17 protein-coding genes are annotated in these 24,602 nt (G+C 70.0%); 11 read left to right on the top strand and 6 right to left on the bottom strand.

What is annotated here, in order from left to right; translation table 11 throughout:
• Nucleotides 1-200: 200 nt before the first annotated feature.
• From fxsT to OIC96_RS15550, 3 genes are all read left to right on the top strand, one after another.
• The gene (gene fxsT / locus OIC96_RS15560) at nt 201-3,212 is read left to right on the top strand and encodes an FxSxx-COOH system tetratricopeptide repeat protein (RefSeq protein WP_330307254.1); all 3,012 of its coding nucleotides are present in this window, start codon (nt 201-203) and stop codon (nt 3,210-3,212) included.
• 176 nt (nt 3,213-3,388) lie between these two features.
• Entirely contained in the window at nt 3,389-3,835 is a 447-nt protein-coding gene (locus OIC96_RS15555) for a nuclear transport factor 2 family protein (RefSeq protein WP_327431664.1), read from the top strand.
• A 50-nt stretch (nt 3,836-3,885) separates the two neighbouring features.
• Nucleotides 3,886-4,518, top strand: coding sequence for a nuclear transport factor 2 family protein (locus OIC96_RS15550; protein WP_330307255.1), 633 nt, complete (start codon nt 3,886-3,888; stop codon nt 4,516-4,518).
• Between the two features lie 83 nt (nt 4,519-4,601).
• Here OIC96_RS15550 and OIC96_RS15545 read toward each other — a convergent pair whose 3' ends face one another.
• Nucleotides 4,602-5,627 (bottom strand): aldo/keto reductase, encoded by a 1,026-nt coding sequence (locus tag OIC96_RS15545; RefSeq protein WP_330307256.1) that lies wholly within the window; start codon nt 5,625-5,627, stop codon nt 4,602-4,604.
• A 310-nt stretch (nt 5,628-5,937) separates the two neighbouring features.
• Between OIC96_RS15545 and OIC96_RS15540 the strand changes: the two genes are divergently transcribed.
• Nucleotides 5,938-6,627, top strand: coding sequence for an NADPH-dependent F420 reductase (locus tag OIC96_RS15540; RefSeq protein ID WP_330307257.1), 690 nt, complete (start codon nt 5,938-5,940; stop codon nt 6,625-6,627).
• A 58-nt stretch (nt 6,628-6,685) separates the two neighbouring features.
• Nucleotides 6,686-8,185, top strand: a complete 1,500-nt coding sequence (locus tag OIC96_RS15535; protein ID WP_330462128.1) for an MFS transporter — start codon at nt 6,686-6,688, stop codon at nt 8,183-8,185.
• An 87-nt stretch (nt 8,186-8,272) separates the two neighbouring features.
• Here the strand turns inward: OIC96_RS15535 and OIC96_RS15530 are convergent, their stop codons facing one another.
• Complete coding sequence (locus OIC96_RS15530) at nt 8,273-8,734, bottom strand: nuclear transport factor 2 family protein (RefSeq protein WP_330307259.1); 462 nt, start codon at nt 8,732-8,734, stop codon at nt 8,273-8,275.
• A gap of 323 nt (nt 8,735-9,057) precedes the next feature.
• On the opposite strand from OIC96_RS15530, the gene OIC96_RS15525 reads away from it, so the two are divergent.
• The 6 genes from OIC96_RS15525 to glgB all read left to right on the top strand — a co-directional run bounded on the left by OIC96_RS15525 (nt 9,058) and on the right by glgB (nt 18,191).
• On the top strand, nt 9,058-9,897 hold the full coding sequence (locus tag OIC96_RS15525) for a type 1 glutamine amidotransferase domain-containing protein (RefSeq protein ID WP_330307260.1): 840 nt from the start codon (nt 9,058-9,060) through the stop codon (nt 9,895-9,897).
• 73 nt (nt 9,898-9,970) lie between these two features.
• A complete protein-coding gene (locus OIC96_RS15520) occupies nt 9,971-11,647 on the top strand; it encodes a thiamine pyrophosphate-binding protein (protein ID WP_330307261.1) in 1,677 nt (558 codons plus the stop codon).
• Between the two features lie 2 nt (nt 11,648-11,649).
• Nucleotides 11,650-12,267, top strand: coding sequence for a DJ-1/PfpI family protein (locus OIC96_RS15515; protein ID WP_327431672.1), 618 nt, complete (start codon nt 11,650-11,652; stop codon nt 12,265-12,267).
• Nucleotides 12,264-14,294 (top strand): alpha-1,4-glucan--maltose-1-phosphate maltosyltransferase, encoded by a 2,031-nt coding sequence (locus tag OIC96_RS15510; RefSeq protein WP_330307262.1) that lies wholly within the window; start codon nt 12,264-12,266, stop codon nt 14,292-14,294. Before OIC96_RS15515 ends, OIC96_RS15510 begins: the two co-directional genes overlap by 4 nt.
• Nucleotides 14,291-15,724, top strand: a complete 1,434-nt coding sequence (locus tag OIC96_RS15505; RefSeq protein WP_330307263.1) for a maltokinase N-terminal cap-like domain-containing protein — start codon at nt 14,291-14,293, stop codon at nt 15,722-15,724. Before OIC96_RS15510 ends, OIC96_RS15505 begins: the two co-directional genes overlap by 4 nt.
• A 250-nt stretch (nt 15,725-15,974) precedes the next feature.
• Nucleotides 15,975-18,191 carry a 1,4-alpha-glucan branching protein GlgB gene (glgB, locus tag OIC96_RS15500; protein ID WP_330307264.1) on the top strand — a complete coding sequence of 739 codons (2,217 nt, stop codon included), beginning with the start codon at nt 15,975-15,977 and terminating at the stop codon, nt 18,189-18,191.
• 72 nt (nt 18,192-18,263) lie between these two features.
• Here the strand turns inward: glgB and OIC96_RS15495 are convergent, their stop codons facing one another.
• The 4 genes from OIC96_RS15495 to OIC96_RS15480 all read right to left on the bottom strand — a co-directional run bounded on the left by OIC96_RS15495 (nt 18,264) and on the right by OIC96_RS15480 (nt 24,585).
• Nucleotides 18,264-19,622: a helix-turn-helix domain-containing protein gene (locus tag OIC96_RS15495; RefSeq protein WP_330307265.1), complete on the bottom strand. Its 1,359-nt coding sequence runs from the start codon at nt 19,620-19,622 to the stop codon at nt 18,264-18,266.
• A 693-nt stretch (nt 19,623-20,315) separates the two neighbouring features.
• Nucleotides 20,316-22,760, bottom strand: a complete 2,445-nt coding sequence (locus tag OIC96_RS15490) for an ABC transporter ATP-binding protein (RefSeq protein ID WP_330307266.1) — start codon at nt 22,758-22,760, stop codon at nt 20,316-20,318.
• Nucleotides 22,757-23,602, bottom strand: a complete 846-nt coding sequence (locus tag OIC96_RS15485; protein WP_330307267.1) for an ABC transporter permease — start codon at nt 23,600-23,602, stop codon at nt 22,757-22,759. The genes OIC96_RS15490 and OIC96_RS15485 overlap by 4 nt, the downstream gene beginning before the upstream one ends.
• Entirely contained in the window at nt 23,602-24,585 is a 984-nt protein-coding gene (locus tag OIC96_RS15480; RefSeq protein WP_330307268.1) for an ABC transporter permease, read from the bottom strand. The genes OIC96_RS15485 and OIC96_RS15480 overlap by 1 nt, the downstream gene beginning before the upstream one ends.
• Nucleotides 24,586-24,602: the final 17 nt, after the last annotated feature.

The following is a 24,602-nucleotide window of genomic DNA, read 5'->3' as shown; positions in this document are numbered from 1 at the left end:
CCGCCGAACGCGCCACGCCACCCGCGCGATTGAGCCATCCTCGCCGAAAGTCGCGGGTTCCCGGACGCGGAGCGATCGGTGCGCCAAGATCGTCGCTTGAGCAGGATGAAAAGGAACCGTGGAGCAAGCGACTGGTAGCCGTCAGTGCCTTTCGCCGGACCTCGCACCGGTTCTAAAATCACGTGCGGGGAGGCCGCTGCATGTCTGGAGCTCGTACGCCGGTCGGGCCAACCGAGAGGGGGGCCGCGAGGCAGACCGTCACGATCAGCTTCGCCGGTTTCAACCGGGCCTGGGCGGCCTGGATCGGGGACCGTCTGGAGCGGCGTGGCCATCGCGTCGTGTACCAGCGCTGGGATTCCCCGGCCGAAGTGCCGCTCGTGGACCTGCTGCGCGACCTGATGCTCGCCCAGGGCCGGATCCTGATCATCGTCAGTGAGTGGTACTTCCAGCTGGGCCCGCGCACCCACGACGAGTGGAACAGCGCGCTGCGCGAGGTCATCGCCCCCGACCCGACCCGTTTCGCGGCCGTCTCCGTCACCACCGTCCCGGTGCCGACCGCCACCACCGTGCTCGGCGCGGTCGAGCTGAACAACATGGGTGCCGACGAGGCCGAGCGGCGCGTCCTGGACCGCCTCGACCTGCCCGCCGACCCCCTCCCGGAGTCCGCCGAAGGCACCCGCCGGGGCCCCCGCTTCCCGGCCGCCATGCCCGAGGTGTGGGGCGGAGTGCCCCGCCGCAACACCCGCTTCACCGGCCGCGAGCCCCTGCTGAACGACGCCTACCACCTGCTCCAGAGCGCCGAGCCGGGCGCCGGCGTGGTCACCCTGTACGGCATGTCGGGCGTGGGCAAGACACAGCTCGCCGCGGAGTACGTGTACCGCTTCGGTTCCGAGTACGACGTGGTGTGGTGGGTCAACTCGGAGAAGCGGGTCACCTACCGGCGCCGACTGGCCGAACTGGCCCCGCAGTTGGGCCTCTCGACAGGCGCCGAGTACGGCGAGCGGCTGCGCGCCGTGCGGGACTCGCTGCGGCGCGGCGACCCGTACGCCCGCTGGCTGCTGATCCTGGACGGCGCGGACGAGCCGGACCAGATCTACGACCTCGTCCCCACCGGACCCAGCCATGTTCTGATCACCTCGCGCAACCCCGAGTGGAGCGAGCACAACAGCAAGCTGCTGGAAGTGCCGGTCTACGACCGCGACGAGTCGGTCGCCTTCATCCGCCGCCGGGCGCCCCGCCTCAGCGAGCCCGAGGCCGACCAGCTCGCCGAAGCGCTGGAGGACCTGCCGCTGCTGCTCGACCAGACGGCGGGCTGGCTCAACGACTCGGACCTGTCCGTCCAGGAGTACATCGCCCTCCTGGAGGGCGGCATCGACCAGGACGTCGTCAAGATCTCCGCCGACTTCCCGGTCGCCTTCCAGACCGCCTGGTCGATACTGCTGAACAAGCTCCGCGACACCGTCCCGGAGTCCGTCGACCTGCTCCGCCTGTGCACCTTCTTCGCGCCGGGCTTCATCCCCGTACGCCTCCTGAAGGAGATGCCGCACGACGAGCTGCCCGAACAGATCGCGGGGCTGCTCAACGACCCGCTCCTGTGGAACAAGGCGATCAACCAGCTCCGCCAGTACTCGGTCGTCCGCCTGGAGTCCCACGAGACCGCCACCGACGAGATCACGTCCTCCGGTGAGTCCCTCTACCTCCACCGCATGGTCCACCAGATCGTCCGCAAGGACATGCCCGACGAGGACCGCGGCGAGTTCATCGAGGTGGTCCGCCGGGCGCTGGCCGCGGCCGATCCACGGCGGCCCACGGACACCCGGCTGTGGACCGGCTACGCGGAGATCGTGCCGCATCTGAAGCACGCCGACGTACTGCAGAGCAAGGACCCGGCGGTGCAGTCGCTGGTCTTCAACTGCCTGCGCTACATGTACATTTCCGGCGAGTACCGTGCGGGCATCAAGCTCGGCGAACGCGCTCTGAAGGCCTGGCGGACGCTGCTGGGCGAGAGCCACCCGAGGATCTGGGAGCTGACCCACCACTACGCCAACCTGCTGCGCGCGGTCGGCGACTACCAGCGCACCGAGACGATCGAGCGCGCCGCCGTCGACCATCTGCGCGAGCAACGCGGCGAGCACGACCTGGACTACTCGCGCGCGGTCGGCGGCCTCGCCGCCGACCTGCGCGGCCTGGCCCGCTACGGCGAGGCGCTGGAGCTCTCCCAGCAGCTCCTCGTCACCTACCGCGACCTCCTCGGCGAACAGGACTCGCGCACCCAGGGGGCCCAGAACAACCTGGCGGTGTCGCTGCGGCTACTCGGCCGCTACGGGGAGGCGCTGAACGCCGACCGGCAGACCATGGAGGCACGCCGCCTGCTGCTGCGGGCCCGGCACCCCTGGACGCTCAACTCGGAGAACTCCTACGCCACGGACCTGCGTCTGCTGGGCCGCTACACCGAGGCCACGTCGATCCAGACGAAGAACGTGCGGGAGAACCGCATCGTCATGGGTGAGGACCGGCCGCAGACCCTGGACGCCGAGCACAACCTGGCCCTGTGCCGCTACCGCACCGGCGACCGTGCCGCGGCGGGACCGATGCTCGCCCGCGTACTGGAGCGCTGCGAGCGCGTGCTGGGCGAGGCGGACCCGCAGACGCTGAGGTTCGCGACCAGCACCAGCTGCTTCGCGCGGGAGCACGGTGACATCGACCAGGCGCGGGAGCTCGGCGAGTCCGTCGTCGCCCGCTACGAAGTGATGCTCGCCGAGGGGCATCCCTACATCGCCGGTGTCCGCGCCAACCACGCCCTGGTGCTGCGCAGCGTCGGCGAACGGGACCACGCCCATGTCCTCATCGAACAGTCGCTGGCCGACATGACCGAGGCGGTGGGGGAGCGCCACCCCTGGACGCTGAGCTGCGCCATCAACGCCGCCGCCCTGCGCAACCTTGTCGGCGACCCCGAGGGGGCGGCCACGCTCAGCAAGCAGGCGGTCGCCCGGGCCACCGAGGCACTCGGCCGCACTCACCCGCTGACCCTGTCCGCCCGCGTCGCCCTCGCCGCCGACCTGCGCGCCCTGCGGGACCGTCAGCAGGCCGAGAAGGTCGAGCAGGAGGCCCTCTCCGACCTCGCCGCCACCCTGGGCGAACAGCACGTCCACACCATCTCGGCGCGCTCCCGCAACCGGCCCTACTGGGACTTCGAACCCCAGTCGACCTGAGAATTCCGCCGTCTGTGACTGAGGCCCGGTCCCCTTTCCGGAGGGGCCGGGCCTCAGCCGTACGCATTGTCGACTCCCGGAAGTGTGGGGCAAGCACTTTCAAGTTGTCGCGGTACGGCGGACTCCGGACGTTCACTGCTGAACGGGAGAACACCGCAGTGCCGAAGGGAGATGCTGTGCCGCACGAAGATGAGCCGGCCAAGCGGAATGTGGCGCTGGTCGAGCGGATGTATGAGCTCTTCAACACCGGAGACCTGAGCCTCCTGAAGGAAGAAGTCTTCGCGGCGGACCTCGTGTGGACGTTGCCCGGACGCAATCCGGTGGGCGGGGTCAAACAGGGGCCGGACGAGGTCATCGCCTTTTTCGGCGGCCTCGTGAACTCGGGAATCAAGGTCGACATCGTTCGGATCGACGCATGGGGCGACGACACCGTGGTCGAGGTGCACCGCGGATACGGAGAGTCCCGGGGCGCCACCCTCGACGCGTTGAACTGCACCCACTACCGCATTCGTGACGGGCGTATCGCGGAAGTCCAGGTCTATATGAGCGACCAGTACGCGGCCGACAACTTCTTCTGGGCCGCCTACGACCTCGCCCCCATTCCGGACAGGTGGGCCAAGTAGCCAAGTAGCAGGCCCGCACCCATAGGTCGGAACGCAGACAGGAGACACACATGCCCATCATCGAGCTGACCCTGGTCGAGGGATTCGCCGACGACGAGCAGAAGTCGGATGTCATCACCAAGCTCGCCGACGTAGTCGTCAATGTCTTCGGTGAGATCACCAAGCCGAACATCTTCTCCCTCATCCGGGAAGTGAAGCCCGGCTCCTGGTCCATCGGCGGTGTCGTCGCGGACCAGGAGATGGTGGCCGGCGGCAAGGCCATCTCCAACCAGCAGATAGCCAACCGCCTCGACGAGGCCCGCGTGATCGCCGCCTATGAGGCGCTGGCGAGCGGCGACCGTGCCCAGATCGACAAGTACTGGGATGCCGACATGACGTGGCTGGTCCCGGGCGAGGCGCCGGTCTCGGGCCTCAAGGAGGGACTCGACACCTTCCTCGCCTTCATGGGCGAGGTGGGCGCGCTCGCCGACAACTCCTTCGCCATGGAGCGTTCGAACACCCTGGTCAAGGGCGACATCAGCGTCGACCTGACCCACAACACCGCCACCCGGGCCGGTGACACCTCCCGCAAGCTCGACATCGACGTGGTGCACGTCATGCGCTGGCGGGACGGCAAGATCGTCGAGGGTCGTGGATCGATCTTCGGCACCGGGACCACCGAGTACAACGAGTTCTTCGCCTGAGCGGCGCGGCCGCACTCGCGGGGCGCGGGCGGCCGGACGGTGGGCCGGGAGGGACATCCCTCCCGGCCCACCGCCGCGTGTGGTCAGCGGCTCCGGGGGACGACCCGGGGGCCCACCGTGCCGTAGACCCACTGGGCCGTCGAGTCGATGAAGTCCAGCGGGAAGCCGCGGCTGAACCCGGTCGGCGCCTCCAGCCTGGCCAGCTGCTCGGCGGAGAGCGAGACCCCGGTCGCGTCCAGGTTGTCGGTGAGCTGGTCGACGGTGCGGACACCCACGATCGGATGGACGGCCGTGGAGCGGGCCCGGGTCCAGGCGATCGCCACCTGCGAGGGCGTGGCGCCCACCTCGTCCGCGACCTCGGCCACGGCCTCCGCCACGGCACGGTCGCGCGGGCTGAGGTCCTGCGCGGACATCCGGGTCCTGCCCGTGGGCCGGCCGTTCGGGCGCGTGTACTTGCCGGAGAGGGCGCCGCTCGCCAGCGGGCCCCACCCCGCGACGGACAGCCCGGTCGCCTCGGCCATGGGCAGCAACTCGCGTTCGATGTCACGGTTGAGCAGGTTGTACGGCACCTGGATCGCCGAGAAGGGAGTCCAGCCGTGCTGCTGGGCCAGTGTGTTGGCCCGCGCTACCACCCAGGCGGGGGTGTCGGAGATACCGAGGTAGAGGACCTTGCCCGAGCGGACGACGTCGTCGAGGGCGCGCATCGTCTCTTCGAGCGGTGTGTTCCGGTCCCAGATGTGCACCCAGTAGAGGTCGATGTAGTCGGTCCGCAGCCGGCGAAGGCTGGTTTCCAGCGAGAGTTTCAGATTCTTCCGGTGATTTCCGGAGGCATTGGGGTCGGACGCGTCACGGTAGAGCGTGTACTTGGTGGACAGCACAAAGCGGTCACGGTCCTTCTGGAGTAACTCGCCGAGAATCTCCTCGCTCTCCCCTTCGCCGTAATTGACCGCGGTGTCGATGACATTTCCGCCGGCCTGTGCGTAGGTTTCGACGATGCGTGCGTATTCCTTGTGCGCGGTGTCGTCGCGGTCCCGCCCGTGGAACGTCATGGCGCCGAGGAACAGTTCGGACACCCGAAGCCCCGTCTGCCCCAGCAGTTGATAGAGCATGTCTGTCCTCCTCAGTAGAACTCGGCCGCATGCTAGGCGGCTGAACTGCCGCGACACGCGTAGCGCCGCGGGAGGAGACGGCACTGTGTCAGGTCGTACCGCCCGATAGGCCCTTGGGGGCCCCGTGGGAGTGCGCCGACGCACCATCCGTCGCAGCCTCGCGCGCGGGCGTCCTCAGGAAGCACCGGGCACGACTTGACGCAGTTCCCGCCCGGTCGCCGTGACCGGCGACGGCCTCGAATTTCCGGTGCTAGCAATAGGAGCGGGCGATATCGCCTTCGTATGCCGGACAACCGGAAGGATGCATAGCATGCGCATCGGCGTATTGGGCACTGGAATGGTCGGAAAGGCCATAGCTACTCGCCTGGTGGAAGTCGGACATGAAGTGCGTCTGGGATCGCGGACCTCGGACAACGAGAGTCTGCTGAAGTGGGTCGAGGAGAACGGTGAGGCGGCGAGCGGCGGTACGTTCGCCGACGCCGCCGCCTTCGGCTCCGTCGTCGTGAACGCCACTCGGGGCATCATCTCGCTCGACGTGCTGGAAGCCGCCGGTGAGGACAACCTGGACGGCAAGATCATCATGGATGTCGCGAACCCGTTGGTGATCACCAGCGAGACGGAACCGCCCTCGCTCGGCATTCTCAACGACGACAGCCTCGGCGAACGCATTCAGCGCCGTTATCCGTCGGCGCGGGTGGTGAAGACCCTCAACACCATGAACTGCGACATCATGGTGAACCCGAAACTGCTCTCCGGTCACCACAATGTCTTCGTCAGCGGAGACGACCGGTCCGCGAAGGACCAGGTCGCGTCTCTGCTGGGCCAGTTCGGCTGGGCCGAGGACACCATTTTCGACCTCGGCGACATCACGACGGCCCGCGGCCCGGAGATGTTCGTCGCTCTCTATTCCCGGATGTTCCTGAAGATCCGGCACCTGCATTTCAACATCTCGGTCGTCTGGGACCCGAACGTGGAGCCGTTGCTGCCCGAGGGGGTGTAACGGAAGGCGGCCCCGTCCCACCGGGCAGAGTTCAGAATTCGAGGAGCGTATGACAGCCGTGAAATCGGTAATCGACCGGCGCTGGGGTGTCTTCGCCCTGCTGGCCATAGCGCAGTTCGTGGTAATCCTGGACATCAGCGTCGTCAACATCGCACTGCCGTCGATGCAAGCCCCGCTGGGGTTCACCCAGGACGGTCTGCAGTGGGTTGTCGACGCCTACATGCTGACCTTCGGCGGCTTCCTGCTCCTGGGCGGGCGGGCGGCCGACCTGTTCGGCCGCAAGAGGATCTTCCTGGCGGGCCTGACCCTGTTCGGCCTCGCCTCCCTCGCCTGCGGAATGTCGGACACCAGTACCCAGCTCATCGCGGCGCGCGCGGCGCAGGGCCTGGGCGGTGCGCTGATGTCGCCCGCGGCCCTCTCCCTGGTCGTCGTGACCTTCCCGGAGGACCGGGAGCGCAACAGGGCGATGGGCCTGTGGGGCGCCGTCGCCGCCGCCGGTGGTGCGACCGGCGTGGTGCTCGGCGGTGTGATCACCGACGCCCTGGGCTGGGAGTGGGTCTTCTGGATCAACGTGCCCCTGACGCTCGGCGCCGCGCTGGTCGGCGTACGCCTGCTCACCGAGACCGAACGCACCGGCAACGTACGGCACTTCGACGCGCTGGGCGCGATCACCGTGACCGCCGGTCTGTCGGCGCTGATCTACGGATTCGTGCGGATCGGCGAGCACGGCTGGGACGGGCGCGCCGGTATCTCGCTGGCCGCCGCCGCGGTGCTGCTCACCGTCTTCGTGATCACCGAGCTCAACGTGCCCGAACCCGTCGTCGACTTCAGCATCTTCAAGGTGCGCGGGCTCACCGCCGCGAACGTCATCATGCTGATGTTCTCCGCGGGCGCGGTGGCGATGACCTTCTTCGTCACCATCTATGTGCAACGGGTGCTGAACTACGGCCCGATCGCCGCCGGTCTGTGCTTCCTGCCGATCGCGGTGGGCCAGGTGATCACCTCCCAGGTGGTCGTCGGCCGGCTGATGGGGCGGATGCACATCTTCACCGTCCTGGTCATCGGTCTCGGCCTGACCGCCGCGTCCTTCCTGTGGTTCGCGCAGCTGTCCACGGACGGATCGTTCCTGAAGAGCATCCTCGGGCCGGGACTCCTGCTCGCGGTCGGCAGCGGGTTCGCCTTCACGGCGCTCGTGGTGTCGTCCGTCTCGGGCGTCGAGCCGGAGCGCTCCGGTATCGCCGGCGGCATGATCAACATGTGCCAGCAGATCGGTGGTGCCCTGGGTCTCGCCATCCTCGCCTCCGTGGCGACCTGGCGGACCAATCGGATCGCCGACGGCCCGGTGGACGACTCCGCGCTCACCGCCGGCTTCCGGCTCGGCTTCCTCGTGGCCGCCGCGCTGATCGCCCTGGGCGCGGTCGTCGGCTGGCTGGCGACGCGTACGCGACCGGCCGCGGCCGGATCGGCGGCCGGCTCTTCCGCCGCGCAGAGCGCGCCCGTACGTGAGGTCATCGAGCCCTCGCTGGACGAGCCGCACGCCACGGGGGCCACCTCCTAGCCCGTCCACGAGACACGTCCATACGTCCGCACCGGGCGGAACACCAAGGTGTTCCGCCCGGTGCGGACGTTTCCCTGCGGGGGCTGCCTACTCGTCGCCCGACTCCAGGGCGCTCACCACCCACTCCAGGGCGCCCATGGCCTTGGCCGTGCCGAGGCCGTCCATGTAGTCGCGCGCGTGGACGATCAGGCCGTGCCGGACCCGCAGGACCAGGATGCTCGGCACGGAAAAGGTCTTCCCCGTCGTGGAGATCGTCCCCTCGAAGAGCCGCTCCGCGGTGAGGAGTTCGGGGTCCCGGCCCTCGTGGACGGCGACCTCGACGACCTTCTCCGTCCGCGCGGGGCTCTGCTCCCAGGCGGCCCGGTAGCCGGCCCGGACCTCCTCACGGCCGTGGTAGTCGGTGACTCCGGGGAACAGGAACGGGAACTCGTGGACGGCGTCGACCGCGTACAGCTCGGCGACGGCGTCCGGGTCCGCCTCGACGATCGCCTGGTGGTAGGCGGCCAGGACCTCGCGGGGGCTCAGGTGCGCGCTCGGGGTGTCGGGCATGGCTGGGGATCCTTTCGGTCGGCACACAGTCGACTTCATCCTTGGCCGCGGGCACCGCCCGGAGCGGGCTCCCGCACAACGGCGGGCGTACCTCGCCAAGTCGGCGCGCACACAGGCTGACCTTCGCCCGAACCGCGCACCGGCCGCCGTACGCCCCCGTCCGGCTCGTCGGCGCGCGGGGCAAATGGCCTATTTACGGAAGTGTTTCCGGCCACTTGCCGATATGGGGCCATCACCTCTTGCACTCCTGGTCGCTTCGAACTCCCAGAACGTAGACATGAGTTCGACGGTTCGCGGACCGAACCGAACGAGAGGACATCCCCATGAGCAAGCGCATCCTCGTCGTCCTGTCCGAATACGGGTACTGGGGCGAAGAGTTGATCGGCCCTCTGGAGACCTTCGACAAGGCCGGGTATCACGTCAGCTTCGCCACACCGACCGGAAAGCGTCCCGTGGCCCTGCCGCCGAGCATGGACCCCGACTACATCGACCCGCCCCTCGGCCGCTCGGTCACGACGCCCGAGATGGCCGGCAAGGTCCGGGCGATCGACACCTCGGCCCGCCTCGACGACCCGCTCGACCTGTCGTCCTGGCTGCCCGACCGGCCTTACCGCAGCAAGCCGTACTTCCTGCGCGACTGGGAGGCGTACAACACCCGCCTGGAGCAGATCCGCGAGCAGATCGCGAGCCGCTACGACGCGCTGCTCATCGTCGGCGGCAGCGGCCCGATCGTGGACCTCGCCAACAACTGGCGGGTGCACGACCTGATCCTCGCCTTCCGCGCACTCGACCTGCCGATCGCCGCCGAGTGCTACGGGGTGACCGCGCTGGCCTTCGCCCGTGACCAGGAGGACCGCGTCTCCATCATCCGCGGCAAGCACGTCACCGGGCACTGCATCGAGTACGACTACAAGGACGGCACCGGCTTCATGGGCACCGACTTCGTGATCGGCCCGCCGCCGTACCCGCTGGAGTACATCCTGCGGGACGCGACCGGCCCGGACGGCGCCTTCCACGGCAACTTCGGGAAGACGACGTCGGTCATCGTCGACTACCCGTTCATCACCGGGCGTTCGACCCCCGACTCCTACCTCACCGGCGAGAAGGTCGTCGAGGTGCTGGAGAACGGCCTGCGGCAGTGGGGCTTCCGGGCCGCCAACTGACGTGCACGCGAACTGATGTGCACGCCAACTGACGTACACCGCACCGAAGTTCACATCGAGAGGTGGACGCATCATGGTCAGCAGGCCCGCGCGGGTCGCGATCCTGGAACAGCTGCGGGCCGACGGGGTCCGGTACATGTTCGGCAACCCCGGCACGGTCGAGCAGGGCTTTCTCGACGAGTTGCGCAACTTCCCCGAGCTCGAATACGTCCTCGCGCTGCAGGAGGCCACGGCCGTCGGCATGGCGGACGGCCATGCGCGGGCCACCCGCACGCCGACCGTCTGCCAGCTGCACACCGGCGTCGGCCTCGGCAACGGCATCGGCATGCTCTACCAGGCCATGCGCGGCCACGCCCCGCTGGTCGTGCTCGCCGGTGAGTCGGGCCTGCGCTACGAGGCCATGGAGGCGCAGATGGCCGCCGACCTGGTCGGCATGGCGGAGCCGGTCACCAAGTGGGCCACCCGGGTGGTGGACCCGGAGTCCACACTGCGGATCCTGCGCCGCGCGTTCAAGGTGGCGGGCACGCCCCCCTACGGCCCCGTCCTGGTGGTGCTGCCCGCCGACGTGATGGACCGGGACACCACCGAGGCGGCCGTGCCGACGTCGTACCCCGTCACGCGGAGCACGCCCGACGCGGCGGCCCTCGACCGGGCGGCGGAACTCCTCGCCGGTGCCGAGCACCCGATCGTCGTCGCCGGCGACGGTGTCCACTTCGCCCAGGCCGCGGAGGAGCTTGGGCGACTGGCGGAGGTGTGGGGCGCCGAGGTGTGGGGCGCGGACTGGGCCGAGGTCAACCTGCCTGCCGAACACCCCGCCTACGCGGGGCAGTTGGGCCATATGTTCGGTGAGTCCAGCCGGCGCGTCACCGGGGCGGCCGACGCCGTGCTCATCGTGGGGACGTATGCGCTGCCCGAGGTCTATCCGGTCCTCGACGGCGTCTTCGCCGAGGGCACCCCGGTCGTCCACATCGACCTGGACAGCGACGCGATCGCCAAGAACTTCCCCGTCGACCTGGGCCTGGTGGCCGATCCCCGCCGGGCGCTCGCCGGGCTCACCGCGGCACTTCAGGCGCGGATGAGCGAGGAGAGCCAGGTCCGCGCGTTCGAGTGGCTGCGGCGCAGGTCCGTCGAACGGGCGCGGGAGATCGAGGAGGCCAGGCAGGTGGACGAGGCGACGACCGCCCCGACCGCCCTGCCGACCACGGCCTTTCTGCGGGAGCTGGCACGCCAACTCCCCGAGGACGCCGTGGTGTTCGACGAGGCACTCACCGCCTCGCCCGACGTCTCACGGCATCTGCCGCCGAACCGCCCCGGCCACTGGTTCCAGACGCGCGGCGGCTCCCTGGGCGTCGGTATCCCCGGCGCGCTCGGCGCCCAGCTCGCGTTCCCGGACCGTACGGTCGTGGGCTTCACCGGCGACGGCGGGTCCATGTACACCATCCAGGCGCTGTGGACGGCGGCCCGGCACGGCATCGGCGCCAAGTTCGTGATCTGCAACAACAGCAGCTACAAGCTCCTCGAACTCAACATCGAGGAGTACTGGAAGTCGCAGGCGATCGCCGCCCACGAGCAGCCGGAGATCTTCGACCTCTCGCGGCCCGCCATCGACTTCGTCGGACTCGCCCGCTCGCTCGGCGTACCCGCCGTGCGCGTCGACAAGCCCGACCAGGTTCAGGCCGCGGTCGCCGAGGCGCTGAGCACCGAGGGTCCGTTCCTGATCGACCTGGTCACCGGCAGGGGGAGGGAATAGCCGTGCGGCTTTCCGGCCACAAGATCGCTGTCCTGATGGAGAGCGACTTCTACGAGCCCGAGATTCTCTACTACCAGTTCCGCTTCCCGGAGGAGGGCGCCGAGGTCCACTTCCTGTCCCGGCTCTGGGGCCAGGACTCCATGACCTTCCAGGGGCACGAGCACCGGATGCCCTTCGAAGTCTCCGAGTCCTTCGAGGACATCGACGAGTTCGCCCTCAAGGAGTTCTCCGCCGTGATCGTCCCCTCGGGGATGGTCTCCGACCGGCTCCGCTACACCGAGGACCCCGCCGAACTGCCGCCCGCGTCGGCGTTCCTGCGCCGCGCCTTCCAGGACCCGGCCATCGTCAAGGGCATCATCTGCCACGGCATGTGGCTGACCGCACCGCTGCCCTCCCTGGTGCGCGGACGGCGCGCGGTGGTCCACAACAACCTGCTCGGCGATCTGCGCAACATGGGCGGCGAGTACGTGGATGAGGACGTCGTCGTCCATGACGACCTGGTCACCGCGCGCACCGGCCAGCACTGCCATCTGTTCGCCCGCACCATCATCGACCTCATCGCGGACAAGGAGAGGCCGGCCGTCCCAGGACCCCGCGCACCGGTGAGGAGCCGGTCATGACCGCCGTCGTGCCGTCGCGGGCCCACCCGACGACCGAGGAGCGCATCCCCATCAGGGACATCCGCCCCCAGGTGCGCGGCGGCGCGGTGCCCGCCAAGGCGGTGCGCGGCGAGACCCTCACCATCAGCGCCGTCGTCTTCCGCGAGGGCGCCGGGGAGGTCGGCGCCAACGTGGTCCTGTACGACGCGGCCGGACGGCGGGGCCCCTGGACCCCGATGGCCCTCGTCGACGCCGACGCCGACCGCTGGGAGGCCGCGGTCGTCGTCGGCCCCGGCCGCCCGGGGCTGTGGACGTACACCGTCGAGGCCTGGGCCGACCCGGTCGCCACCTGGCGCCGCGACGCGCACCTGAGGATTCCCGCCGGGGTCGATGTCGAGCTGACGCTCGCGGAGGGGGCCCTGCTGCACGAGCGGGCCGCCCTCGGCATCCCGGACAAGGACCGCCGGGAGGCGGTGACGGCAGTGGCCGGGGCGCTCCGCGACGAAGCGAGCCCCTCCCTGCGCCGGCTCGAAGCGACCACCGGCCGTGCGGTGGTCGCCGCGCTGGAACGCCATCCACTGCGTGAACTGGTCACCGTCTCCCGGCCGTTGCCCCTGCTCGTCGAGCGGCGACGGGCCCTCGTCGGCTCCTGGTACGAGATGTTCCCGCGCTCGGAGGGCGCGGTGCTCCGGCCCGGCGAGCCGCCCGTCAGCGGCACCTTCGAGACGGCCGCGCGACGGCTGCCCGCCCTCGCGGAGATGGGGTTCGACGTGGTGTACCTGCCACCGGTGCACCCCATCGGGCACACCCACCGCAAGGGCCCGGACAACACACTCACCGCCGGGCCCCACGACGTGGGCTCGCCCTGGGCCATCGGCTCGGCCGAGGGCGGGCACGACGCCGTGCACCCGGACCTCGGCACCCTGGACGACTTCCGCAAGTTTGTCGCCAGGGCGGGGGAACTGGGCCTGGAGGTCGCCCTCGACTTCGCGTTGCAGTGCTCGCCCGACCACCCCTGGACGGCCGGGCACCCCGAGTGGTTCACCCGGCGCGCTGACGGCACACTCGCCACCGCCGAGAACCCGCCGAAGAAGTACGAGGACATCCATCCCCTCTCCTTCGAGACGGACTTCGAAGGCCTGGTCGAGGAGACGCTGCGGCTGCTGCGCCACTGGATGGACCAGGGCGTACGCATCTTCCGCGTCGACAACCCGCACACCAAGCCGGTCTCCTTCTGGGAGCGGGTCATCGGCGACATCGGCCTGACCGACCCCGATGTGGTGTTCCTGGCCGAGGCGTTCACCCGCCGCGCCATGGTGCACGCCCTCGCCCAGGCCGGCTTCCAGCAGTCGTACACCTACTTCACCTGGAAGAACGACAAACGGGAGCTGACCGAGTACGCGAGCGAACTCGCCCTGGGCAGCGCCGACTTCCTGCGCCCCAACCTCTTCGTCAACACCCCGGACATCCTGCACGGCTACCTCCAGGACGGCGGCAGGCCCGCCTTCGAGACCCGGGCCGTGCTCGCCGCGACCCTCGCGCCCACCTGGGGGGTCTACGCCGGGTACGAGCTGTGCGAGAACGACGTCCTGGCGGCGGGCACCGAGGACTACCGGCACTCCGAGAAGTACGAACTCCGACCGCGCGACTGGGTGGCGGCCGAGGCGGCGGGCACCAGCATCGCCCCGCTGATCACCCGCCTCAACCAGCTGCGCCGCGCCCACCCGGCCCTCCAGGAACTGCGCAACCTGCGCTTCCACCACACCGACCACGACCAAGTGCTGGCCTATTCCAAGCAGTTGGTACGGCCGGACGGTTCCGCCGACACGGTCCTCGCCGTCGTCAACCTCGACCCGCACCACACCAGCGAGACCACGGTCACCTTCGACCTGGCCGCGCTCGGCCTGCCCGAGGACGGCTCGCTGAAGGTGCGCGACGAACTCACCGGCGAGATCCACACCTGGGGCCGCCACGCCTACGTACGACTGGAACCCGGGGTGGCGCCCGCGCACCTGCTGGTTCCGCTCGGACCCCGGGAGGCGTCATGAGTGTCGCCGTCGCGGAACCCGTGCTCGAACCGCTGCTGCCCGTGCTGACCCCCTGGCTGCGCACCCGCCGCTGGTACGGCGACGCGGGCGGCCCTCTGGACGACATACGGCCTGTCGTGGTCTCGGTCGTCCACGACGACGCGCCCGTCCTGGTCCACGCGGTGCTCCGCGCCCGGCACCGGAACGGCACCGAGCAGCTCTACCAGCTGTTCCTCGGGCTGTGCCCCGAGCTGCCGGAGCGGCTCGCGGGCGCGGCCATCGCCACCGTGCCCGAGGGACGCTGGCAGGGCTGGACGGTTTACGAGGCGACGGAGGACCCCGCGCTGATGGGGGTGCTGCTGCGCTCCCTGGCCGTGCGGGAGCCGCGCGGCGGACCTCGTCTGGAACCGACCTCCCCGCACCCCCTGCCCGTCGGTCTCGTACCCCGCCTGCTGACCGCCGACCAGAGCAACAGCGCTGTGGTGTACGGCGACCGGCTGCTGTTCAAGATCTACCGGCGCCCCGAGCCAGGACCCCACCTGGAGGTGGAGGCCCTGCGCGCCCTCACCGAGCGGCACTGCACCCGCACACCCGCACTGCACGGGACGCTGTACACCGACGCCCCCGGCGGCGAGGGCCTGGTGCTGGGCCTCTTCGAGGAGTTCCTGCCCGTCGAGGCGGACGGCTGGCAGACCGCCGTACGACAGGTCGGCGACTGCGTCGACGGAACCGGCACCACCGTCCCCGCCACCGGCGGCTTCACCTCGCGGGCACGCGCCCTCGGCCAGGCCGTCGCCGAGGTGCACACCGTGCTCGCCGACGCCTTCCCGCGGACCCGGGTCACACCGGGGGAAGCCGCCGAGGAGGCCCGGCTCATGAACCGCCGACTCGGCCTGGCCGTCGACGAGGTGCCCGCCCTCGACCGCTACCGCTCCAGGATCAGCGCGCTCTACGACGACTACGCACGCCACGCCGGACGCGGCTGCCCCGTCTTCGCGCAGCGCGTCCACGGCGACCTGCACCTCGGTCAGGCGCTGCCTACGGCGGACGGCTGGCGGCTGATCGACTTCGAGGGGGAGCCGGAGCGCTCCGCTGCCGAGCGTGCCGCTCCTCAGCACGTCCTGCGGGATGTCGCGGGCATGCTGCGCTCCTTCGACTACGCCGCGCGGGCCGGGCTCGCCGCCGTGCGGCGCCGGTCCGCCGAGCCGGCTCCCGGGCTCCGGCTGCGCCACATCCGGCGTGCGGACGCCTGGATGGTGCGCAACCGCCGCGCGTTCATCGCCGGTTACGCCGAGGCCGGGGGTGCCGATCCGTGGTGTCATCCGGTGCCGATGCGGGCGTTCGAGGCGGACAAGGCGGTGTACGAGGCCGTGTACGAGGCCCGGCACCGGCCGGACTGGCTGAGCATCCCGCTCGGGGCCGTGCATCGGCTGGCGGCGGTGCGGGGCTGAGGCGGGTGGTTTCCTCGCCCCCGCCGCCCCTACCCGTCCCATCCCTGGGGGCTGCGCCCCCAGACCCCCTAAAAGATTGCGCAGTTCCCCGCGCCCCTGAAGAACCGGGGGCGGGCGTGGGATCGCGGGGCGCAGCCCCGCGCCGTTAGGGGCGCGGGGAACTGCGCGACCAGCCCCCACCGGCCCGCAGACAACCAACTACCCGGAGAGGACCCCACCGTTGCTGCAGACACGGCACGCTCAAACCCTCGTGCGCCCCGGACTCCCGGACGCCCGGCTGGCCGATGCCGAGCTGGAGCGGCTGCTCGCCGGCGCCCACCACGCCCCGCACGCGGTCCTCGGGGCGCACGCGGCAGCGGACGGCTCCGGCGTCGTCGTACGCGTGCTCCGGCCCCTGGCCAGAGCCGTCACGGTGGTCACGGACGAGGGTGTCCGGGCAGAACTGGCCCACCAGTCGGGCGGGTTGTTCACCGGAGCGCTGCCGGGCGAGAAGGCGACCGGGTACCGGCTGCTCGTGACGTACGGGGAGCGGCAGGAGGAGCACGACGACGGCTACCGGTTCCTGCCCACTCTCGGCGAACTCGACCTGCACCTGATCTCGGAGGGGCGCCATGAGGAGCTGTGGCGGGTCCTCGGCGCACGCGTCCTGACCCTGGACGGCAGCACGGGCACCGCTTTCGCCGTCTGGGCGCCGCACGCCCAAGGGGTGCGTGTCATCGGCGACTTCAACGGCTGGAACGGCGTCGCGCACCCGATGCGCTCGCTCGGGTCCAGCGGGATCTGGGAGCTGTTCGTGCCGGGGGCCGGCGCCGGCACCCGGTACAAGTACGAGATCCGCACCCGGGCGGGGCAACTGGCCCAGAAGGCCGACCCGCTGGCCCGCGCCGCCGAGTGCCCGCCCGCCACCGCGTCCGTCGTCCACACCTCGACGTACGAGTGGACGGACACGGAGTGGATGGCGAACCGCGGCGGCCGGCACTGCCGGGCGAGCCCGATGTCCGTGTACGAGGTGCACCTGCCGTCGTGGCGCCCGGGTCTGTCCTACCGGCAGCTCGCCGGGGAACTCCCGTGCTATGTGAGCGACTTGGGATTCACCCACGTGGAGTTCATGCCGGTGATGGAGCATCCTTTCGGCGGCTCGTGGGGATATCAGGTCTCCGGGTTCTATGCCCCCACTGCCCGAATGGGGGATCCCGACGACTTCCGGTATCTGGTCGATTCCCTGCACGCCGCCGGTATCGGTGTGATCGCCGACTGGGTTCCCGCGCATTTCCCGCGCGACGAATTCGCACTCGCCCGCTTCGACGGAGAGCACCTTTACGAACCCGGCGACCCGCGCCGCGCACATCATCCGGACTGGGGGACCCTGGAATTCGACTACGGCCGCCGAGAGGTCCGCAATTTCCTGGTGGCCAACGCCGTCTACTGGTGCTCCGAGTTCCACATCGACGCGCTGCGGGTGGACGCGGTGGCCTCCATGCTCTACCTCGACTACTCGCGCCCCGAGGGGGGTTGGAGCCCGAACGAGCGAGGTGGCAGGGAGAACCTGGCCGCTGTCGCCTTCCTCCAGGAGCTGACCGACACCGTCCGCCGCAGGGTGCCGGGTGCGCTCACCATCGCCGAGGAGTCCACCGCATGGCCGGGTGTGACCCGGCCCACTTTCGAGGTCGGCCCCGATGGATTCGGCGGACTCGGCTTCGACCTGAAGTGGAACCTCGGCTGGATGCACGACACGCTCGACTATCTGGAACGCGACCCGGTGCATCGCGCCTATCACCACGACGACATGACGTTCGCCATGGTCTATGCCTACAGCGAGAACTATCTGCTCCCGTTCTCCCACGACGAAGTCGTGCACGGAAAACGAGCCATGGTGGCCAAGATGCCGGGGGACTGGTGGCAGCGGAGGGCGAATCTACGCGCGTGCCTGGCATTCATGTGGGCCCACCCCGGAAAACAACTCCTCTTTATGGGACAGGAGTTCGGACAGGGCGCGGAGTTCGACCATGACGCGGGACCGCAGTGGTGGGTACTGGACGAGGGCTGGCCGGGGCACCACGACCACCGGGGGATCCGTTCCCTGGTGCGTGACCTCAACCGGATCTACGCCGGGACCCCGGCCCTGTGGGAACTCGACACCTCGCCGGCCGGTTTCGCCTGGATCGACGGCTCCCACGCCGAGGCCAACGTCCTGTCGTTCGTGCGCTACGACGCCGACGGACGCCCGCTGGTGGTCGTCTGCAACTTCTCGCCGGTCGTCCGCACCGGGTACCGCGTCGGGCTGCCGGAGGGCGGCGCCTGGCGGGAGGTCCTCAACAGCGACGCCGCCGCGTACGGCGGCAGCGACGTACGCAACGGCGGGGTCGTCCGGGCGGAGGCGACGGCCTGGCACGGGCAGGCCTGGAGCGCGGCGCTCACGCTGCCGCCGCTGGCGGTGTGCTGGCTGCGGCCTGTCTTCGAGGCATAGCGCGGAGAGGAACAGAGGAGAGGACGGTGAGGGGCGATGAGCGGGGCGTTCTGGATGGGGACGGGGCCTTGGCTACCGCCGGTCGTCGGCGAGCGAGGGGACCTGAACGTTGGGGCTGGGGGCAACGCCGGCCGAAGAGAGCGCCATGTCGTAGGCCTTGAGGGCTTCCCTGACGTCTCCGCCGTGGCGCTGCCACAGGTCGCCGATGTGACGCCAGTTGATGGCGGCCTCGCGGGACGGCGGGAAGTGCCGCAGCTGGCGAGCTGCTGCCCGCAGGTACTGGAGCGCCAGTTCGGGTTCCTGCCGCAGGAAGTGGACCTCGGCGAGTGTCGCCCGTGCGCCCGCGGAGAGCACCCGGGGCTCGGTGCCGAGCAGCCCCAGTGCCCGCTCGGCGTGCGCCACGGCGTCGTCCCACTGCCCGAGTGCCTTGTCCGCGTCGGCGAGGAGGACTTCGCACCGGGCGAGCTCATCGGCGTTGCCGACCTCGGCCAGGGACTGCTGGGCGGATTCGAGGACGTCCTTGGCCCGGTCGGGATCGGGGTGGTCGCTCTGCATCAGCAGGTAACCGAAGTTCATCTTGAGAGCGGCGACATGGCGCTGGTTGTCACCCTCGGCCATCATGGCCAGGGCTCGCTCGACCAGGGCGAGTGCCTCGTTCAGCTTCCCCCGGGAGTTGGCGACAAGCCCCGCGTTCCAGTAGACGGCGCCTCGGGCGGCGTACGAGCCCTCCGCCTCGGAGGCCGGGATGAGGCGCTCGCCGAGCAGGTGGGCCCGGGTCAGGTCGCCCCGCATGTGGTAGGAGCCCATGAGCGTGGAGCCGAGCTGGATGTGGTCCATCGTCACATCGAGGCCCAGGGAGTCGAGCTCGGCCAGGGCCCGCTCGCCGATCTCGATACTGACCGCGATGTCACCGGAGTTGCGGTAGCAGCGGCACAAAGCGACGGCGATCTGGCACCAGTCGTCCGAGCCGGCGGCGAGCGCGGGGTCGCGGAACAGCTCTTCAAGGATCGGGATCGCGGCTTCCAGGCGGTCCAGCTTCTCAAGCGCGGTGGCCTGCCCTACGAGGGCGCGGCGCGTCATCGAGGCGTCCAGGGCCGAGCGATGGGCCAGGACTTCGCTGAAGGTCTGCAGGGCTTCGCCGTTGGCCCCGTTGCGCAGGGCCATCTCGCCGAACGCCACCTTGAGGTGCGTCTCTCCCAGCTCGTGGCCGTCCCGTCCGGTGCGGAGGTATTCGACGGAGCTTCCGAGTCTGTTGGCGATGGTGGCGAGCACCGCGTCCGACGGTGTGCGCTTGCCTGCTTCGATCAAGGAGATGTAGCTGATCGAAACGTCTTGTGAGGCCAGGTCCTGCTGCTTCAGTCCGTGCCTGGTGCGGAGTGTCCTCATGCGCTCGCCAAGGCCTGTGGGGGTCTGCGCCTCGGTGTAGTCCACCTGGACTCCTTCTGGAGTTCCTGACATTCCATATTACAAAGCCAAGTTACCAGCTTGACTGTCGCACGTCAATCAGTCAAGTCGGAGGTGCGCTTGGCATTTGGTCAATTAACCCCCAATGGTCCCATGTGAAGTGCCTCGTTCGCCTTCGAAGTGGATGTAGATATTCCGATTTCCCATGCAACATCATCTTTTACCAAATCTAGACTTGACCGACTGAGTAATTTGAACTTGACTCATTGTGTCAATTTACCGCGAGATTCGAAAGGTGGAGTAATGAAGGGACGGATCTTTCTGTTCGTCGCGGCCTTGGCTTTTGTGCTCGGGATTATTGTCAGCGGATTTGGGATAGCGGCTTCGGGTGCCACGGGTGTACCGGCTTCCGAGGTGACGTACGTCCCGTTGACCGGTGGTACTGCCGGTGGTTGCTGCTGACGACCAAGGTGTACCAACCGCCGATGGAACTCGCCTACGCCGACGAGGCGCTGACGTTCCTCGGTGACCTGACGATGGCAGGTGACTGTGCCGGTACGGGAGTCGTGCGCAGCCACACGTGATACGTCAGGCCGGACAGCCCTGAGATCGCCGCGGACGTGGCGGCTCCTGCCGAGGAACTGCGCACCGTACGGGACGAGGTGCTCCACCCAGGGTCACATTCGAAGCATCTCCCGATACCTAGGGTGAACCCCGGGATCAGGACTCCGGGTCTCGGGACCGGCCGCAGGACTGATTGCTGGACGGATCGGTGAACCGGTCGGTGAACAGGGGGTGCCCCTTCGAAGCCTGCGGGCGTCGGAGGGGCACTTCGTCGTCCTCGTGCGGGAAGTGGCACGCCGCCACATGCGGGTTGGACGCGGTCGCGCCGAGCGGCTCGGGCGTCTCCTGCTCGCACAGCTGCCGCGCGCGCGGGCCCGACGCCTGGTACACCGGGCAGCGCGTACGGAATCCGCAGCCGGTGGTGCGGCGGCCCGCGCCCGGCGGATCCCCGGGCAGGATGATCCGCTCGCGGGTGCGCTCCGCGCGGGGGTCGGGCAGCGGCACCGCCGACAACAGGGCCTTGGTGTAAGGGTGCCGGGGCCTGCTGAAGACCTCCGTGACGTCCCCCGACTCGACGGTGCGGCCGCCGTACATCACCACCATCCGGTCGGCGATCTGCCGGACCACCGCGAGATCGTGCGAGACGAAGAGGCAGGCCGGGCCGAGCTCCCGCTTGAGGCGGCGCAGCAGGTCGAGGATCCCCGCCTGCACGGAGACGTCGAGCGCGGAGACCGGCTCGTCCAGGAGCAGCAGGTCCGGCTCGACGGCCAGCGCGCGGGCAATGGCGATGCGCTGCCGCTGGCCGCCGGAGAACGCGTGCGGATGACGTCGAGCGGCGCCGGGGTCGAGCCCCACCTGGCGGAGCAACTCCGGTATACGCGCGTCGATGTGCTCCTTGGTGGCCCGCTGGGCCTGTAGCGGTTCGGCGAGGATGGCGTCCACCGTCATCCGCGGGTCCAGGCTGGCCATCGGGTCCTGCAGCACGAGCTGCACGCGACCGCGCAGCCTGCGGACCTCGGCCCGGCCCAGGGTGGCCGTGTCATGGCCGAGTACCTCGATCCGGCCCGCCTCGGGCGCCGCGAGCGCGATCACCTGCGCCAGGATCGTGGACTTGCCGGCCCCCGACTCCCCGACCAGCCCGACCGTCTCGCCGCGCCGGATGTCGAGATCCACCCGCTCCACGGCGTGCGGCGCGGCATCGTCCGCGGAGCGCCGCCCCCGCGGCCGTACGGCCGACCGGCGGGACAGCGGATAGCTCTTGACGAGACCCGTGATGCGCAGGACCGGCTCCGCCCGCGCCGCCGTACGCCCGGGTCGACCGGTCTGCGCGGACGCGGGGAACAACTCGGCCGCGGTGTATTTCGCGAGGGTGTCGGAGTGGAGGCAGGCTGCCAAATGGGCCTGGGGGGAGGCGAGTTGGGGCTGGAGCCTGTCTGTGGGGCGACTGCTTACGCTCGTCGGCGTCGGCGTCGGCGTCGGCGTCGGCGTCGGCGTCGGTACGGGCGCGGGGGCTGAGGCTGAGGCTGGGGCCTTGCGGGGCGCGGATGAGGGCTCGTCTCCGGAGTCATGCTTGCCGTTGCCGTTGCCGTTGCCGTTGCCGGGGCCCGGCTCCGCGTCACGGCTGCTTTCGTAGGCGGCGGCCAGAGTTTCCGAGGCGCCCCCGCCCACCTCACCCAACAGGGGCTCCCCCCGCTCGCACTCCTCGTCCGCCAGCGGGCAGCGCGGTGCGAAGGAGCAGCCCGGGCCCGTCCTGCCGGGGGCGGGCGGGGTGCCGGGGACCGGCGTGAGCGTGCCGGCACCGTCGAGTCTCGGTACCGAGCCGATCAGGCCCAGGGTGTACGGCATCCGGGGGTGGGCGAAGAGCTCGTCCACCGGGGCCGACTCGACGATGCGGCCGGCGTACATGACCGCCACCCGGTCGGCCGTTCCCGCGATCACCCCCAGGTCGTGGCTGACCAGGAGGAGCGCGGCGCCGGTCGCCTTTCGGGCCTTTTTGAGCGCGTCGAGGACCTGCGCCTGCACGGTGACGTCGAGGGCGCTGGTGGGCTCGTCGGCGACGATGACGTCCGGGCGGTTGGCGATGGCCATGGCGATCATGGCCCGTTGGCGGAGGCCGCCGGAGAGCTCGTGCGGGTACGCGTGCGCGGCGCGGTCCGGCTCGGGCACCCCCACGCTCTCAAGGAGTTCGACGGCGTGCCGGCGTGCCGACTCCCGTCCCGGGCGCGGCCGTTGGTGGATGCGCAGCGCCTCGCCGATCTGGTCCCCGATCCGCCGGACCGGCGTGAAGGCGGTGAGCGGATCCTGGAAGACCATGGCGATCCGGCGCCCGCGCTGCCGTGCGAGTTCCCGCACGGGCAGCCCCACCAGCTCGGTGCCGAGCAGCCGGACCGAGCCGCTGACCACCGCGCCGGGCGGCGGCAGCCCGAGCACGGAGAGTGCGGTGACGGACTTGCCCGCTCCCGACTCCCCGACGAGCCCGAGGACCTCGCCCGCGCGCAGGGTGAGGTCCACGCCGCGTACGACGGGGAGGGGCGCGGTCCGTCGGGCGCCCTGGAACGACACGTGCAGGTTCCGTACTTCGAGGATCGCGCTCCCGGTCATACGCGCAGCTCCGCCCGGACGGCCACCGGGTCGAGCGCGTCGCGCAGCGCCTCGCCGAGCAGGTTCACGGCGAGGACGAAGCAGAGCAGCAGCCCGGTCGGGAAGAAGAACATCCAGGGATAGGTGAGCGCCACATCCGTACTGTCGGCGATGAGCGTGCCCAGGGACACGTCCGGCGGCTGCACCCCGAAGCCGAAGTACGACAGACCGGTCTCGCTGATCACCGCTCCGGCCACCGCGATCGTGGCGTGGGTGATGAGGAAGGACGCCATGTGGGGGAGGAGATGGCGCCGGATGATCAGGAAGGGGCCGACTCCCATGTGGCGGGCGGCGGTGACGTACGGCCGTTCCTTCAGGGAGAGCGTCATGGCCCGCACCGCCCGCGCGGTGAGCATCCAGCCGAGGGCGGCGAGCAGTCCCACGTACGCCATCCAGCCCGCCCCGTGCAGCGACGGCGCGACGACGACCAGGACCAGGAAGCCGGGGAGTACGAGGAGCAGGTCGACCAGGAACATCAGGACCCGGTCCGTCCAGCCGCCGAAGTAGCCCGCGCAGGTGCCGACCGCGGCGGCGAGCCCCGTACTGAACAGGGCGACGAAGAGTCCGATGAGCAGTGACTTCTGCAGTCCGCGCACCGTCTGCGCGAAGACGTCCTGGCCGATTCGGTTGGTGCCGAACCAGTGCCGGGCGTCCGGTGTGCCGCGCAGCGTGGTGTAGTCGACGTCGGTATGGCTCCACGGGGTGAGGTGCGGGCCGACGAAGGCCAGCAGGAAAAGGGCCAGGATCAGCACCGCCCCGGTGAGGGCGCGTGGTGAGCGGGCCAGCCCGCGCAGCCCCGGCATCACCCGCGCCGCACCCTCGGGTCGAGCACGACGAGCAGGACATCGGCGACCAGGCCGGCGAGCAGCACCGTCACGGCGGCGAACAGGTTGACCGCCACCACCGAGTTGACGTCGCCCTTCTGTGCCGCGTCCATGAACCAGCTGCCCATACCGGGCCAGCCGAAGATCTGCTCGGCGAAGACCGAGCCGGTGAACAGGGTCAGGAACCCGAACGAGAAGAACGTGGTCATCGGGATGAGCGAGGTCCGCAGTCCGTGCCGCAGCAGCGCGCGCCCGGGGGTGAGCCCCTTGGCCTGGGCCGTCCGCAGATGGTCGGAGCCGAGGACGTCGAGGGTCGCGCCGCGCTGGTAGCGGCTGTAGGAGGCGACGGAACCGAGGGCGACGGTGGCCGCGGGAAGCACCAAGTGGGAGGCCCTGTCCTGGAGTTGGGACAGCAGTCCGCCGGTGTGGCCGGGGGTGCGCTCGCCGGTGTAGCGGATCACCGTGTGTCCCACCGCCTGGTTGAGCTGGAGGGCGCCGTCCTTGAACAGCAGCGCCAGCACGAAGGTGGGCACGGACAGGACGAGGAAGCAGAAGACGGTCAGCGCCCGGTCCGGGAGCCGGCCCCGGCGCACGGCAGCCCAGACCCCCGCGAGGACGCCGAGACCGGTGCCGACGAGTGTGCCGACGAGCAGTAGCCGTGCCGAGACCCCCACCCGCCGGCCGAACTCGGCGTTGACCGACTCGCCGTCGATGGTGCGTCCCAGGTCGCCGTGGAGGGCCCGCCAGGACCAGTGCGCGAACCGGTCGACGACGGGCGTGCGGTCGTCGAGTCCCAGCGTGGCGAGTTCACGGTCGACGGAGGCCGCCGGCGGGCGCGGCTGGCGGTCCTGGAAATAGGCGCGCGGGCTGAGGGCGGTGGAGCTGACGAGGTACGAGAGAAGGGTGGAGACCAGCAGCAGGATCGCGCAGTGGATGAGACGCTGGGACAGGCGCCTGACCATGTGACTCCTCATGGCTC

The organism is Streptomyces sp. NBC_00775 (assembly GCF_036347135.1).
GTDB lineage: Bacteria > Actinomycetota > Actinomycetes > Streptomycetales > Streptomycetaceae > Streptomyces > Streptomyces lutosisoli.
Note: the sequence above shows the minus strand (reverse complement) of the source record. Positions and strands in the feature narration are given on the sequence as shown.